Below are 13,728 nucleotides of genomic sequence, written 5' to 3'. Positions count from 1 at the left end.
TGCCGGCGATCTAATCGTTATGGCAGGCGGCGATGCGCACCGCTGGAAGGTATTTTTAAACAGGTGTTGCATTGCGCAACCAGATGCCATATAATCTTTTCTTCGACGGACGCGGGGTGGAGCAGTTGGCAGCTCGTCGGGCTCATAACCCGAAGGTCGCAGGTTCAAGTCCTGCCCCCGCAACCAACCGCATGATGCGTATCATGCGGCACCGTCAAAGCAGATAAACCCGCCTCTGGCGGGTTTTTTGTTTTCTGCTGCTCCGGCACTGGCACCCCGATGCTGCCCTCCGTGCAGCACCAGACTGCGTTGACCGATGGTGCCCCACCGCCCCAATCATGCCTGCCGGCCCCCTCTGCGAGGGTGATACACTTTCGCCATTCCTCCCGGACGCCCCTCATGAAATTCTGCTCGAACTGTGGTCATGCGGTCGTGTTGCGCGTGCCTGACGGCGACAACCGCCCGCGCAGTGTTTGCGACAACTGCGGCACCATCCACTACGTCAATCCACGCAACGTCGTTGGCACGATTCCGGTGTGGGAAGACAAGATCCTGCTGTGCAAGCGCGCCATCGAGCCGCGCTACGGTTTCTGGACCCTGCCTGCGGGCTTCATGGAGATTGGCGAAACCACCGCGCAGGCTGCCTCGCGCGAGACGCTGGAAGAAGCCGGCGCGCGCGTGCAGGTCGGAGAACTGTTCTCGATCCTGAACGTGCCGCATGTGCACCAGGTGCATCTTTTCTACCTGGCCACGCTGGACGACCTGGATATCGCCCCCGGCGAGGAAAGCCTGGAGGTCAAGCTGGTCGAAGAGGCCGATGTGCCCTGGGATGAACTGGCGTTCCCCACCGTGATCCACACCCTGCGCTGCTTCTTTGCCGACCGCGCCGCCGGCCGGCTGCAGGACGGCAGCTTCCGGCTGCACAGCCTGGATATCGACAAGCCCATGCGCCCGCTGACCAGCCGGGCCACGGTCACGCCCTGAGCGGCGCGGCCGCCGCGCATCGCCCTACGGCGCAGCCCGCATGATTGCCTGGCTGGACCCGCAAGACCCGTTTCCGCCGGTTGACGAGGCGCTCGGGCCCGATTCCGAAGCCCCCGGCCTGCTGGCGGCCAGCCGCGACCTGTCGCCCCAGCGGCTGCTGCTGGCGTACCGCCAGGGCATCTTCCCGTGGTATTCGAGCGGCCAGCCGGTGCTGTGGTGGAGCACCGATCCGCGCATGGTGCTGGCCCCGCCGGCGCTGCGCGTCTCGCTCAACCTGCGCAAGACCCTGCGCCGCGTGCTGCGCGACGCTGACTGGGAGATCCGCGTCGACGACGACTTCCTGGCGGTGATGCGCGCCTGCGCGACCACCCCGCGCGACGGCCAGGACGGCACCTGGATCACCGACGATATCATTGCCGCGTACGGTACGCTGCACCGCAACGGCATGGCCCATTCGGTCGAAAGCTGGTACCGCGGCGAACGCGTGGGCGGCCTGTATGGGGTGGCGCTGGGGCGGATGTTCTTCGGCGAATCGATGTTCGCGCACCGCACCGATGCCTCAAAGATCGCACTGGCGGCACTGTGCGCGTTCCTCGGCAATCACGGCGTGGCGATGATAGACTGCCAGCAGGAAACCGACCACCTGGCCTCGCTGGGTGCGCGCCCGATCCCCCGCGCAGAGTTCGTGGCCCATGTGCGGGCGGCGACGGCGCTGCCGGCGATCAGTCCGTGGCGGTTCGACAAATCGGTGCTGGAGCGCTGGGCCGGGACGCCAGCCGCGCCGGCCGGCTGAAACCTGGCACGGGACGCCCCGCTGACTGCGCGTCCGGCCGCATCGTCCCGCCCGGAGCCCCCTGAGTCATGAGCAAGCTGAAGGAACTTCCGCTCTCCGCGCTGCAGTTCTATGCCACGGCGCCCTACGCTTGCAGCTATCTCGACGGCCGCATGGCACGCTCCCAGGTCGCCACCCCGGCGCACCTGATCAATGCCGACGTCTATTCACGCCTGGTGCGCGCCGGCTTTCGCCGCAGCGGCATCTTCACCTACCGGCCGTATTGCGACGAATGCCACGCCTGCACGCCATGCCGCGTGGTGGTGGACCAGTTCGTGCCGGACCGCTCGCAGCGCCGCGCCTGGAGCCGCCACCAGCACCTGCAGGCACTGGTGGCACCGCTGACCTATGTCGAAGAGCATTATTCGCTGTACCTGCTGTACCAGTCGATGCGCCACGCCGGCGGCGGCATGGACCAGGACAGCCGCGACCAGTACGAACAGTTCCTGCTGCAGAGCCGCGTCAACTCGCGCCTGGTGGAATTCCGCGAACCGCCGGGCTCGCCCGAGGCCGGGCGCCTGCGCATGGTCAGCATGATCGACGTGCTCGACGACGGGCTGTCGTCGGTCTACACCTTCTACGATCCGCTCGAACGCAACGCCAGCTACGGCACCTACAACATCCTGTGGCAGATCCGCCAGACGCGCGAGCTGGGCCTGCCGCACCTCTACCTGGGCTACTGGATCGCCGACAGCCGCAAGATGGCCTACAAGGCACGCTTCCGGCCGCTGCAGGTGCTGACCGGCAACCACTGGCATGCGTTCGAGGACGAGGCCGGGGATGCGGCCAGCCCCGCGCCTGCATCCAACCGGGACTAGCCGGGTCGCGGCATCCGGCCGCGCACCGACCGGGTATGCGGCCCAGCCGCTACAATGCGGGGCTGGTATTCACTCTGCCCTGCCCCCCCGTGCTCAACGCGCTCTACCCCCTGGTTCGCCCCGCCCTGTTCTCGATGGATGCCGAGGACGCCCACCATTTCACGCTGAACAACCTGCTGCGCGCCCATCGCATGGGCCTGGCGGGCTGCATCGGCAACAGGATTGCCGACGACCCGCGCACGGTCATGGGGGTGCGGTTCCCCAACCCGGTCGGCCTGGCCGCGGGGCTGGATAAGGACGGCGCCTATATCGACGGGCTGGCCGCGTTCGGCTTCGGCTTTATCGAGGTGGGCACGGTCACGCCGCGCGCGCAGCCGGGCAACCCGCGCCCGCGCATGTTCCGGCTGCCGCAGGCGGATGCGCTGATCAACCGCATGGGCTTCAACAATGGCGGCGTCGATGCCTTTGTCGCCAATGTGCGGGCCTCGCGCTGGAAGGCCGAGGGCGGCGTGCTGGGGCTGAACATCGGCAAGAACGCCGATACGCCGATCGAGCGCGCCAACGACGACTACCTCTACTGCCTGGAACGCGTCTACCCGCACGCCAGCTACGTGACGGTCAATATCTCGTCGCCCAACACCAAGAACCTGCGCCAGCTGCAAGGCGCGAGCGAGCTGGACAGCCTGCTGTCGACGCTGAAGGATGCGCAGCAGCGCCTGGCCGACCAGCACAAGCGCTACGTGCCGCTGGCGCTGAAGATCGCGCCGGACCTGGATGCCGACCAGATCGGCAATATCGGCGACGCGCTGGTGCGGCACAAGATCGACGGCGTGATCGCCACCAACACCACCATCTCGCGCGAGGCGGTCAAGGGCCTGCCGCATGCCGAGGAAGCCGGAGGCCTGTCCGGCCGCCCGGTGTTCGAGGCCTCGACCCGGGTGGTGCGCGCGCTGCACGGCGTGGTCGGCGACGCGGTGCCGATCATCGGCGTGGGCGGCATCTTCGGCGGCGCCGATGCGCGCGCCAAGATCGACGCCGGCGCGAAGCTGGTGCAGGTCTACAGCGGCCTGATCTACCGCGGCCCGGCGCTGGTGCGCGAGTGCGCCGCGGCGCTGCGCGGCTGAGTCCCTCCTGCGCCAACGACACGCAAACCGCCATGGAAACCATCCGACTCGGCCGCAGCGACCTGCAGGTCTCGCGCATCTGCCTGGGCACCATGACCTTCGGCGAGCAGAACACCGAGGCCGAAGGCCACAGCCAGCTCGACTACGCCTTCGCGCGCGGCATCAATTTCATCGACACGGCCGAGATGTACCCGGTCAAGCCGAGGGCCGGCACCTACGGCCAGACCGAGCGCATTGTCGGCACCTGGCTCAGGCGCCAGCCGCGCGACCGCGTGGTGCTCGCCACGAAGGTGGCCGGCCCGGGCCGCATGCCGTGGATCCGCAATGGCGACGACCTGACGCCGGCTGGCATCCGCGCCGCGGTGGACGAATCGCTGCGCCGGCTACAGACCGACTATATCGACCTGTACCAGATCCACTGGCCGGCGCGGAATGCGCCGATCTTCGGACAGCTCAGCTTCGATCCTGCCAAGGAGCGCGAGTGCACCTCGATCCAGGCCCAGCTCGAAGTCATGGACGAACTGGTGCGCGCCGGCAAGATCCGCTACGTGGGCGTGTCGAACGAGACCCCGTGGGGCGTGGCCGAATTCGTGCGCCTTGCCGAGCAGCACGGCCTGCCGCGCATCGCCACCGTCCAGAACCCGTACAACCTGGTCAACCGCAGCTTCGAGCAGGGACTGGATGAAGCGTGCTTCCGTACCGATGTCAGCCTGCTGGTGTACAGCCCGCTGGCGTTCGGGCAACTGACCGGCAAATACCTGGCGGGCGATGCAGCCAACCCGGTCTTCAATGCCGAGGCCAAGGGCCGGCTGTCGCGCTTCCCCGCCGACTGGAGCCCGCGCTACATGCGCCCCGAGACCATGGCGGCCTCGGCCCGCTATGTCGAACTGGCGAAAAGCGCCGGCCTCTCCCCTGCCACGCTGGCGCTAGCCTGGTGCTACTCGCGCTGGTTCGCCGCCAGCACCATCGTCGGCGCCACCACGCTGGCCCAGCTCGAGGAAAACCTCGACGCCTGGAACGCGCAATTGCATGAAGACCTGGTCGCCGCAATCGGGGTAATCCACAAGCAAATCATGAATCCCGCGCAATAAAATGCGCCTCGATGGCGGATAGTGGGCGTCTGGCAGCATCCGATGCCCCACTTCCGCATGATGACTGTCCATATCGTGCGCGAGAAATGGTATCCTCGCAGGCTTATCGCTGTCGCATCCGACGCGCCCGCGCACGCTCCCTCCAGCCGCAGGAAGCCGCCGCGCCCGCCCGGACCGGCCCCGTACGCCAGCATGCGCGCGGGCCAGGACGGCGGACCGAACCATCCGCGGCCGTATCCAATCCAGAACCGAGTTTCGGGGGAGAACAGACAATGAAGTCCATCAAGGGTCTCGCAGCAACCAAGTCCATCCTGGGCGGCGCCGTGGCGCTGGCACTGCTGTACGGCGGCGCCGTGCAGGCCCAGACCGTCAAGGTGCTGTCGATCGTCGACCATCCCGCGCTGGACGCCATCCGCGACGGCGTGCGCGCCGAGCTGAAGGCCGCCGGCTATGACGCCGACAAGAGCCTGAAGTGGGAATACCAGAGCGCCCAGGGCAACACCGGCACCGCGGCGCAGATCGCCCGCAAGTTCGTCGGCGACAACCCGAACGCCATCGTTGCCATCGCCACCCCGTCGGCCCAGGCCGTGGTTGCCGCCACCAAGAGCGTGCCGGTGGTGTACTCGGGCGTGACCGATCCGGTCGCCGCGCAGCTGGTCAAGAGCTGGTCGGCCTCGGGCACCAACGTTACCGGCGTGTCAGACAAGCTGCCGCTGGACAAGCAGGTCGCGCTGATCAAGCGCGTGGTGCCCAAGGCCAAGACCGTGGGCATGGTCTACAACCCGGGCGAAGCCAACTCGGTGGTCGTGGTCAAGGAACTGAAGGAGCTGCTGGCCAAGGACGGCCTGACGCTCAAGGAAGCTGCCGCGCCGCGTACCGTTGACATCGGCCCGGCCGCCAAGAGCCTGATCGGCAAGGTCGACGTGATCTACACCAACACCGACAACAACGTGGTGTCGGCGTATGAGTCCCTGGTCAAGGTCGCCAACGAATCCAAGATCCCGCTGGTGGCCGCCGATACCGACAGCGTCAAGCGTGGCGCCGTGGCCGCACTGGGCATCAACTATGGCGACCTCGGCCACCAGACCGGCAGGGTCGTGGTGCGCATCCTGAAGGGCGAGAAGCCGGGCGCGATCGCCTCGCAGACCAGCGACAACCTGGAGCTCTTCGTCAACACGGGCGCCGCCGCCAAGCAAGGCGTCACGCTGTCGCCGGAGCTGGTCAAGGAAGCCAAGACGGTCATCAAGTAAGCAACAGCGAAGCACTGCCCCCTGCCGCCACACGACGGCGGGTGCCCCGTCGGGCCTATCCGGCCCGACGGGACAGAACAGGGCGAGGCGGCCGGCAGCCCCACACAGGCGCGCCGGCCCACCCGCCCCGAAGGCGGCGCCAAGGCAGCCGCCAGCCCCTGCAACAGGATTCCCCCATGTCCCTCTTTTCCCTTCTGGGCGCCCTGGAGATCGGCCTGATCTTCAGCCTGGTGGCGCTCGGGGTGCTGATCTCCTTCCGCATCCTCAACTTTCCCGACCTGACCGTTGATGGCAGCTTTCCGCTCGGCGGCGCCGTCGCCGCGACGCTGATCGCCGCCGGCCAGGACCCGTTCATGGCCACTGCCGTTGCGATCGCTGCCGGCGCGCTGGCAGGCTTCATCACCGGCTGGCTCAATGTGCGCCTGAAGATCATGGACCTGCTCGCCAGTATCCTGATGATGATCGCGCTGTACTCGATCAACCTGCGCATCATGGGCCGCCCCAATGTGCCGCTGATCACCGAGCCCACGCTGTTCACCATCCTGCAGCCCGAATGGCTGCCTGACTACGTGCTGCGCCCGCTGGTGCTGCTCGTGGTGGTGGTGGTGGCCAAGGTCGGCCTGGACTGGTTCTTCAGCTCGCAGCTGGGTCTGGCGATGCGCGCCACCGGCGCCAACCCGCGCATGGCCCGCTCGCAGGGCATCCCCACCGGCCGCGCCACGCTGGCCGGCATGGCACTGTCCAATGCGCTGGTGGCACTGGCCGGCGCGCTGTTCGCGCAGACCCAGGGCGGCTCCGATATCTCCATGGGCATCGGCACCATCGTGATCGGCCTGGCCGCGGTGATCATCGGCGAAACCATCCTGCCGGCACGCCGCCTGATCTGGACCACGCTGGCCGTGGTGCTGGGCGCCATCCTGTACCGCTTCTTCATCGCGCTGGCGCTGAACAGCGACTTCATCGGCCTCAAGGCGCAGGACCTGAACCTGGTGACCGCCGCGCTGGTGACGATCGCGCTGGTGCTGCCGGCGACCCGCAAGAAGCTGTTCGCCCGCAAGAACGGAGGTGCCTGAGATGCTGCGCGCACAAGACCTGAAACTCACCTTCAACCCGGGCACCCCGATCGAGACCCGCGCCTTGCGCGGCCTCAGCCTGGAGATCCCGAGCGGCCAGTTCGTGGCTGTGATCGGCTCCAACGGCGCCGGCAAATCGACCTTCCTGAACGCGATCAGCGGCGACCAGATGGTCGACTCGGGCCGCATCACCATCGATGACACCGACGTCACGCGCCAGCCCGCATGGGACCGCGCCCACCTGGTGGCCCGCGTGTTCCAGGACCCGATGGCCGGCACCTGCGAGGCGCTGACGATCGAGGAGAACATGGCCCTGGCCATGGCCCGCGGCAGCCGCCGCGGCTTCCGCCCGGCGCTGAACCGCACCTCGCGCGAGCTGTTCCGCGAGAAGCTGCGCCTGCTCAACCTGGGCCTGGAAAACCGCCTGACCGACCGCATCGGCCTGCTCTCCGGCGGCCAGCGCCAGGCGGTGAGCCTGCTGATGGCTTCGCTGCAGCCGTCGCGCATCCTGCTGCTGGACGAGCACACCGCCGCGCTGGACCCGAAGACCGCGGCCTTCGTGCTGGAGCTGACCGCGCGCATCGTCGAGGAGAGCAAGCTGACCACGATGATGGTGACGCACAGCATGCGCCAGGCGCTGGACTATGGGCAGCGCACGGTGATGCTGCACCAGGGGCAGGTGGTGCTGGACGTGTCGGGCGACAAGCGCAAGGGCCTGGATGTGCCGGACCTGCTGAAGATGTTTGAGCAGACGCGGCACGAGCAGCTGGATGATGATGCGCTCTTGCTGGGTTGAAGACGGCGGGCAATGAAGACGGGGAGCCAGGCGGCTCCCCTTTTTCATGCCAGTGCGCGACGCTTCAGTCGATAGTGATATGCCGCTGCCGAATCACGCCGGCCCAGCGCGCGCTTTCCTTCTGGATGGTGGTGGCAAGCTGCTGCGGCGTGCCGCCGGCCGCTTCCATCCCCAGCGTTGCCAGCTTTTCCTTCAGCGTCGCATCAGCCAGCACTGCATCAACATGCTGACTGAGCTTGCGCACGATCTCCGCGGGCGTACCGGCCGGGGCCATCAGCGCATACCACGACAACGCCTCGAACTTCGGAAAGCCCTGTTCGGCGATGGTCGGTACATCGGGCAGCACCGCCGAGCGCTTGGCGCTGGCCACACCCAGCGGGCGCAGCTTGCCGGCCTTGATATAGGGCAGCGCCGCCGACATCTGCGCGAACATCATCGTCACCTGGCCGCCGACCACATCGGTCATGGCCGGGCTGATGCCCTTGTACGGCACGTGGTTCAGCTTGACATGGGCATCCAGCTGCAGCAGTTCGCCGGCCAGGTGCGCCTGGCTGCCGGCGCCGGGCGAAGCAAAGCTCAGCTCACCCGGCTTCTGCCCGGCCAGCTTGAGCAGTTCCGCCAGCGATTTGACTGGCGTGGCCGCATTGACCACCAGCACGTTCTCGGCGGTGGCCAGCATCGCCACCGGCGCCAGATCGGCCGGCTTGTACGGCAGGTTCGGCATCAGCGTGGGGTTCACCGCGATATTGCCGACCGGCACCAGCGCCAGCGTATAGCCGTCGGGCGCGGCCTTGGCCACCATGTCGACGCCGATGGTGCCGGCAGCGCCGGCCTTGTTCTCCACCAGCACGCTCTGGCCGGTGGCCTTGGCGATGCCTTCGCCAACCGCGCGGCCGAGCACATCGGCGGGCCCGCCGGCGGCGAACGGCACCACGATGCGCACCGGCTTGGCGGGGTACCCAGGCGGCTGGGCCAGCGCGGGTGCGGCAGCGAGCCACGGGGCGCAGGCCGCGATGCAGGCAAGCATGCAGCGCATGGCCATGCGTCGAAGGACAGGTTTTACGGCGGGCTTCACGGCAGCTTCCACATCAGGTTTCACAGCGGTCTTCATGACGGTTTCCCCTATTTGGCAGTGATCAGGCTTGGCTCCCCCACCGCGCCGGCAGTCTAGTTATCGTGCTTGGCCGTGCCCGGTCCGGCATCGGTCAGCGCAAACCCCGCCTGGTCCGCTTCGCGTGCGAGTTCAGGCAGAACGGCATAGTCGGCCGGTTGCACCGGCGCAAAGCGCGCCAGCCCCAGCATGGACAGCAACGCGGTCCCCGTTGCACCCTCATGCAGCGTCAGCAGCGCGGCACGCACGTACGCGCACTCGTGCGGGTCGGCCTGCGCCGAGGCGACCAGCGGCGGGATCGGCGCGGCCGGGGTCACCTCCAGCGTTTTCAGCCGGCCCGCGAGCCCGGGTTCGAAGCGGCGCAGCAGGTCCAGCACATAGCTATCGACCACTCCCGCCTCGGCGTCCCCGCCGATGACCGCGTCAATGACCTCGCGCGGTGTCGGCGTGGGTGCGGCGGCAGGCCGGTACAGCGCACGGGTGCCGGCCGGCGCCAGCCGCATCAGGTGATGGCGCGGCGCGTTGTAGCCCGAGTTGGACTCAGGCAGCATGCATGCCAGCCGAGCGCCGAAGGTCTGCGCCAGCGCCTGCACCGGCGCGTCAGCACGCACGATGAATTCGCTGAAGTAGACCGGGCGCCCGCCGTAGCGCGCCAGCGCCGGCACCGGCGCGGCCAGCAATTGCGGCGTTACCGGCGCGCTGGCATAGGGATAGCCGCACATGAATACGCAGCCGCAGTCCGGCCGCGCCCACAACGCGTTGACCGGGGCCGGCGCGGGATGTTCGACATACGGCAGGTCCACGCCTGCGCGGTCGGCCACGTGCACCAACAGCGCTCGCCACGCCTGCTCCACCGGCGCGCTGACCGAGTACATGCGGGCGTTGGCGATCATGCGTAGAGCAACCTCTGGCCCAGGCCGCGGCTCTCGGCCTTCTTCAGGATGGCGTGGCCCAGCGCGATATCGCTCAGCGACAGGCCGCGGTGCCAGAACAGGTTGGTCTCGTCGTCGCTCTGGCGGCCCGGCTTGCGCCCGGCGACGATCTCGCCCAGCTCGGCATAGAGCGTCTGTTCCGACAGCTTGCCGGCTTCCACATGCGCGCGCAGCGAGCCGAACATGCCGCCCTTGCACTGGCCCCAGTCATCCACCACCATCCTGGTCATGATGTCGGTCAGCGACAGCTCGACCGCGCTCATGGTGCCGTACGGCACGACAAAGGCGCCGGGCTTGATCCACTCGGTCTTCAGCATCGGCGTCGGCCGCTCCAGGCGCGAAGCCTCGATCACGATATCGGCACCGCGCACGCACGACTCCCAGTCTTCGGTGACGACGATCTTCTTGCCCAGATCGCGCTCCAGCCTCGCGGCGAAGGCATTGCGGCTTTCGGGGCGGCGCGAGTGCACGCGGATCTCGTCGAAGTCGAACAGGCTGTCGAGCAGGCGCACATTCCAGTAGGAGGTGCCGCGCGCGCCGATATGGCCCAGCACCTTGCTGTTGCGGCGCGCCAGATGCTTGGCGCCGAGCGCGGTCAGCGCGCCGGTGCGGGCATCGGTAATGAAGGTGGCATCGATCATCGCCACCGGCATGCCGGTGCGCGGATCGAACAGGTTGAGCATCGCCATTTCCGATGGCAGCCCGAGCTTGTAGTTGTCGACGAAGTCGCCGACGATCTTGACGCCTGCCAGCCCCAGCGGCGCCACATAGCCGCGCAACACGTTGAAGTGGCCGTTGAAGGCGGGGTCGGGAATCAGGTGCACGCGTGGCTCGATCACGGTCTGGCCGTTGCCCTGCGCCACCAGCGCCTGCTCGACCGCGTCGAGGATCTCGGCGTCGGTCATTTCCAGGCGCGCGATGTCCTTGCCGTTGATGTAGGTGAGATGGATGTCGCTCATACAGTCTCCTGCCTCCGGGATGGAAAACCCTGCACATCGCTGGTGCGTGCCCTGCGGCGCGCGGCGTGTGTCGATGGAGTTCAGTGTAGGTATGGCGCCATTGACTGTCATATGCTTATATGTCCGCCAGCCTTAACATCAGGTTAATGCCATGAAAATGAACCTGCGCCAGATCGAGGTGTTCCGCGCGGTCATGCTGACCGGCTCGATCAGCGGTGCGTCCAAGCTGCTGTACGTGTCGCAGCCGGCCATCAGCCGGCTGATGTCGCACACCGAGCAACGCCTCGGCCTGGAGTTATTCCGCCGCACCAAGGGGCGCCTCTACCCTACGCCGGAAGCGCGGCGCCTGCTGGGCGAGGTGAATGCGGTCTACGAAGGGATCGAGCGCGTCAACGAGATCGCCGAGGACCTCGCGGCCAACCGCACCGGCAGCCTGCGCCTCACATGCAGCCCCAACCTGGGCCAGACCGTGCTGCCGCGCGCCATCGCGAGCTTTCGCGCCGCGCACCCGGCGGTGCGCGTGGTGGTGCGAACGCAGATCCCCGGCAATATGCTGCGCGCGTTACTGTCGGGACAGGTGGACCTGGCCGTGTCGAACATGCCGCTGGTGCACCCCAACCTGGAGGCGCGCCTGCTGGTAAAGAACGCGATCGTGGCACTGGTGCCGGTGGATCACCGGCTGGCCACGCGGACTTGGGTGCGCCCGGCCGAGCTGGTCGGAGAAGACCTGATCGGCTACGGACCGGACGTCCCGTTCGGATTGCTGGTCCGCGAGATGTTCGGCAGCGAGGGCAACCAGCCCGATATGCGGGTGCAGGTGGAGCAGGCGCACGTGGCGCGCGCGCTGGCGCAGGCCGGCGCCGGCATCGCGCTGGTCGATGCCATGACCGTGTTCGGCCAGAGCTGGCCCAATATCGTTGCGGTGCCGATACGCACCAAGGTCAATGCCTCGGTGCAGATCTTCCATGTGCAGACCGAACCGCTGTCGCGGCTGTCGCTGGAATTCGTGGATACGCTGACGGGGATGATGAAGGGCTAGTGGTTCTTTACTGAAGCCTCAGACCGTTGCCGCCTTGTCCAGCCAGCGCGTCAGCTGGTCCGTCACCGCCGAACTCGAAAACGAGCAGCTATCCTGCGCGAACACTGCCGACATCTCGAGCCGGCGCAGCAGCTCTTCCATCGCCTGCCCGTAGACCGGCGGCAGCGCCAGCCCGGTACCGGCTTCGCGCCATGCGCGCACCAGGTCGCCAGCGGGCATCGATCCGGCCAGGTGCTGGTCCAGTGCGGCACGCATGTGCGCCAGTGCTTCGTTGTTGGCGGCGCTCATAAACGTGCCCTCCTTTCCTTGTACAGTTCGCGGAACGTGCGGCCCGACGGGGCCGGCATGTCGCGGGTTTCGGTCCAGCCCTTGCCCGCCATCGGCAGGCTGGCAATCAGCTTGTTGCTGCCACCCATGCGGCCCAGCAGCCAGGCGCCGATGCGGGTGGCAAAGGCATACAGCTCCGGGCGTTTGGCGACGTAGCCCCACGCCTGCAGCGCGAAGCGCTCCTGCCATGGGCGCAGCCCGCGCTCCATCTGCTTCTCGCGCAGCTTGCGCAGCAGGTCCGACAGCGGGATCGATGCCGGGCACACGCGGTTGCACTCGCCGCACATGGTCGCCGCCTGCGGCAGGTCGATCGCATTGGCCAGGCCGACGTAGCTGGGCGTCAGCACGCTGCCCATCGGGCCCGGATAGACCCAGCCATACGCGTGGCCGCCGATCTTCTGGTAGACCGGACAGTGGTTCATGCAGGCGCCGCAGCGGATGCAGCGCAGCATCTCCTGGAAGTCGCCGCCGATCAGCCCGGTGCGGCCGCCATCGACCAGCACGAAGTACATGTGCTCGGGGCCGTCGCGCTCGCCCTCGGCGCGCGGGCCGGTCAGCAGCGAGAAGTAGTTCGAGATGGCCTGGCCGGTGGCCGAGCGCGGCAGCAGGCGCATCACCGTGGCCAGGTCTTCCAGCGTCGGCAGCACCTTTTCGATGCCGGTCACGGCCACGTGCACGCGCGGCATCACCGTGCACATGCCTTCGTTGCCCTCGTTGGTGACCACCGCCACCGAGCCGGTCTCGGCAATGATGAAGTTGCCGCCGGTGACGCCCATGTCAGCGCTCAGGAACTCGGGGCGCAGCACTTCGCGCGCCTCGCGCGTCATCTCCGGGATCTCGGTCAGCCGCGGCTTGTGGTGGACCCTGGCGAACAGGTCGGCGATCTCGTCCTTGTCCTTGTGCACCACCGGCGCAATGATGTGCGACGGCGGTTCCGAGTCGTTGATCTGCAGGATGTATTCGCCCAGGTCGGTCTCGATGCTCTGCACGCCCATCTCGCCCAGCACCTGGTTCAGCCGCATTTCCTCGGTCACCATGGACTTGCTCTTGATGACCTTCTTCACGCCATGCTTCTGCGCGATCTCGGCCACCAGGCGCGCGGCATCGGCAGTGGTCTCGGCAAACAGCACCGTGGCGCCGCGCTTCGTCGCGTTCTCTTCGAAGGTGGCCAGCCAGACGTCGAGGTTTTCCAGCGCGCGGTCGCGGCGCTCTTTCAGGGCCTCGCGCGTGGCGTCGAAGTCGATATCGCGGATCGCGTCGGCGCGGGCCGTGACGAACTTGGTCGAAAGCTTCTTCAGGTTCTGCTGCAGGCGCTGGTCGGCCAGCTTCTGGCCGGCGCGCGCCTTGAATTCCATGCTGTGGACTTGCATCGTGGCGATTCCCCGGATTTCA

At 67.4% G+C, this 13,728-nt stretch carries 14 protein-coding genes and 1 tRNA gene; 10 read left to right on the top strand and 5 right to left on the bottom strand.

Annotation, left to right across the window (positions count from 1 at the left end; all coding sequences use genetic code 11):
* Positions 1 to 110: 110 nt before the first annotated feature.
* The 9 genes from AC3WRI_RS10510 (at position 111) to AC3WRI_RS10470 (ending at position 7,968) form a co-directional block, all read left to right on the top strand.
* Positions 111 to 186: transfer RNA gene (locus AC3WRI_RS10510), tRNA-Met, on the top strand.
* Between the two features lie 213 nt (positions 187 to 399).
* Positions 400 to 984 (top strand): NUDIX hydrolase, encoded by a 585-nt coding sequence (locus AC3WRI_RS10505; RefSeq protein WP_011615057.1) that lies wholly within the window; start codon positions 400 to 402, stop codon positions 982 to 984.
* Positions 985 to 1,024: 40 nt separating this feature from the next.
* A complete protein-coding gene (aat, locus tag AC3WRI_RS10500; RefSeq protein WP_011615056.1) occupies positions 1,025 to 1,777 on the top strand; it encodes a leucyl/phenylalanyl-tRNA--protein transferase in 753 nt (250 codons plus the stop codon).
* Between the two features lie 68 nt (positions 1,778 to 1,845).
* Positions 1,846 to 2,634 carry an arginyltransferase gene (locus AC3WRI_RS10495; protein ID WP_011615055.1) on the top strand — a complete coding sequence of 263 codons (789 nt, stop codon included), beginning with the start codon at positions 1,846 to 1,848 and terminating at the stop codon, positions 2,632 to 2,634.
* 89 nt (positions 2,635 to 2,723) lie between these two features.
* The gene (locus AC3WRI_RS10490; protein ID WP_011615054.1) at positions 2,724 to 3,758 is read left to right on the top strand and encodes a quinone-dependent dihydroorotate dehydrogenase; all 1,035 of its coding nucleotides are present in this window, start codon (positions 2,724 to 2,726) and stop codon (positions 3,756 to 3,758) included.
* A 32-nt stretch (positions 3,759 to 3,790) separates the two neighbouring features.
* Complete coding sequence (locus AC3WRI_RS10485) at positions 3,791 to 4,849, top strand: aldo/keto reductase (RefSeq protein WP_058698899.1); 1,059 nt, start codon at positions 3,791 to 3,793, stop codon at positions 4,847 to 4,849.
* A gap of 272 nt (positions 4,850 to 5,121) precedes the next feature.
* Entirely contained in the window at positions 5,122 to 6,099 is a 978-nt protein-coding gene (locus AC3WRI_RS10480) for an ABC transporter substrate-binding protein (protein ID WP_492293290.1), read from the top strand.
* A gap of 176 nt (positions 6,100 to 6,275) precedes the next feature.
* Positions 6,276 to 7,172: an ABC transporter permease gene (locus tag AC3WRI_RS10475; protein WP_011615051.1), complete on the top strand. Its 897-nt coding sequence runs from the start codon at positions 6,276 to 6,278 to the stop codon at positions 7,170 to 7,172.
* A 1-nt stretch (position 7,173) separates the two neighbouring features.
* Positions 7,174 to 7,968, top strand: coding sequence for an ABC transporter ATP-binding protein (locus AC3WRI_RS10470; protein ID WP_011615050.1), 795 nt, complete (start codon positions 7,174 to 7,176; stop codon positions 7,966 to 7,968).
* A gap of 64 nt (positions 7,969 to 8,032) precedes the next feature.
* On the opposite strand, the gene AC3WRI_RS10465 is transcribed toward AC3WRI_RS10470, so the two are convergent.
* The 3 genes from AC3WRI_RS10465 to AC3WRI_RS10455 are packed head-to-tail and all read right to left on the bottom strand — an operon-like array spanning position 8,033 to position 10,970.
* A complete protein-coding gene (locus AC3WRI_RS10465) occupies positions 8,033 to 9,079 on the bottom strand; it encodes a tripartite tricarboxylate transporter substrate binding protein (protein WP_011615049.1) in 1,047 nt (348 codons plus the stop codon).
* A gap of 56 nt (positions 9,080 to 9,135) precedes the next feature.
* Positions 9,136 to 9,972: a phosphate/phosphite/phosphonate ABC transporter substrate-binding protein gene (locus AC3WRI_RS10460; protein ID WP_011615048.1), complete on the bottom strand. Its 837-nt coding sequence runs from the start codon at positions 9,970 to 9,972 to the stop codon at positions 9,136 to 9,138.
* Positions 9,969 to 10,970, bottom strand: a complete 1,002-nt coding sequence (locus tag AC3WRI_RS10455; protein ID WP_011615047.1) for an ornithine cyclodeaminase family protein — start codon at positions 10,968 to 10,970, stop codon at positions 9,969 to 9,971. Before AC3WRI_RS10455 ends, AC3WRI_RS10460 begins: the two co-directional genes overlap by 4 nt.
* A gap of 151 nt (positions 10,971 to 11,121) precedes the next feature.
* On the opposite strand from AC3WRI_RS10455, the gene AC3WRI_RS10450 reads away from it, so the two are divergent.
* Positions 11,122 to 12,009: a LysR substrate-binding domain-containing protein gene (locus tag AC3WRI_RS10450; protein ID WP_011615046.1), complete on the top strand. Its 888-nt coding sequence runs from the start codon at positions 11,122 to 11,124 to the stop codon at positions 12,007 to 12,009.
* 18 nt (positions 12,010 to 12,027) lie between these two features.
* On the opposite strand, the gene AC3WRI_RS10445 is transcribed toward AC3WRI_RS10450, so the two are convergent.
* A complete protein-coding gene (locus AC3WRI_RS10445; RefSeq protein ID WP_492293289.1) occupies positions 12,028 to 12,297 on the bottom strand; it encodes a hypothetical protein in 270 nt (89 codons plus the stop codon).
* Complete coding sequence (locus tag AC3WRI_RS10440) at positions 12,294 to 13,706, bottom strand: LutB/LldF family L-lactate oxidation iron-sulfur protein (protein WP_011615044.1); 1,413 nt, start codon at positions 13,704 to 13,706, stop codon at positions 12,294 to 12,296. The genes AC3WRI_RS10445 and AC3WRI_RS10440 overlap by 4 nt, the downstream gene beginning before the upstream one ends.
* Positions 13,707 to 13,728 lie beyond the last annotated feature (22 nt).

Source organism: Cupriavidus sp. FW305-27, from assembly GCF_058787995.1.
The sequence above is the reverse complement of the archived record's forward strand: the minus strand, read 5'-3'. Positions and strand labels throughout refer to the sequence as shown.

Bases quoted from the DNA above. Each gene is read 5' to 3' on its own strand.
- AC3WRI_RS10505 (WP_011615057.1), top strand. From the start codon at position 400: ATGAAATTCTGCTCGAACTGTGGTCATGCGGTCGTGTTGCGCGTGCCT.
- AC3WRI_RS10495 (WP_011615055.1), top strand. From the start codon at position 1,846: ATGAGCAAGCTGAAGGAACTTCCGCTCTCCGCGCTGCAGTTCTATGCC.
- AC3WRI_RS10460 (WP_011615048.1), bottom strand. From the start codon at position 9,972: ATGATCGCCAACGCCCGCATGTACTCGGTCAGCGCGCCGGTGGAGCAG.
- AC3WRI_RS10440 (WP_011615044.1), bottom strand. From the start codon at position 13,706: ATGCAAGTCCACAGCATGGAATTCAAGGCGCGCGCCGGCCAGAAGCTG.
- AC3WRI_RS10450 (WP_011615046.1), top strand. From the start codon at position 11,122: ATGAAAATGAACCTGCGCCAGATCGAGGTGTTCCGCGCGGTCATGCTG.
- AC3WRI_RS10475 (WP_011615051.1), top strand. From the start codon at position 6,276: ATGTCCCTCTTTTCCCTTCTGGGCGCCCTGGAGATCGGCCTGATCTTC.
- AC3WRI_RS10455 (WP_011615047.1), bottom strand. From the start codon at position 10,970: ATGAGCGACATCCATCTCACCTACATCAACGGCAAGGACATCGCGCGC.
- AC3WRI_RS10470 (WP_011615050.1), top strand. From the start codon at position 7,174: ATGCTGCGCGCACAAGACCTGAAACTCACCTTCAACCCGGGCACCCCG.
- AC3WRI_RS10485 (WP_058698899.1), top strand. From the start codon at position 3,791: ATGGAAACCATCCGACTCGGCCGCAGCGACCTGCAGGTCTCGCGCATC.
- AC3WRI_RS10480 (WP_492293290.1), top strand. From the start codon at position 5,122: ATGAAGTCCATCAAGGGTCTCGCAGCAACCAAGTCCATCCTGGGCGGC.
- AC3WRI_RS10445 (WP_492293289.1), bottom strand. From the start codon at position 12,297: ATGAGCGCCGCCAACAACGAAGCACTGGCGCACATGCGTGCCGCACTG.
- aat (WP_011615056.1), top strand. From the start codon at position 1,025: ATGATTGCCTGGCTGGACCCGCAAGACCCGTTTCCGCCGGTTGACGAG.
- AC3WRI_RS10465 (WP_011615049.1), bottom strand. From the start codon at position 9,079: ATGAAGACCGCTGTGAAACCTGATGTGGAAGCTGCCGTGAAGCCCGCC.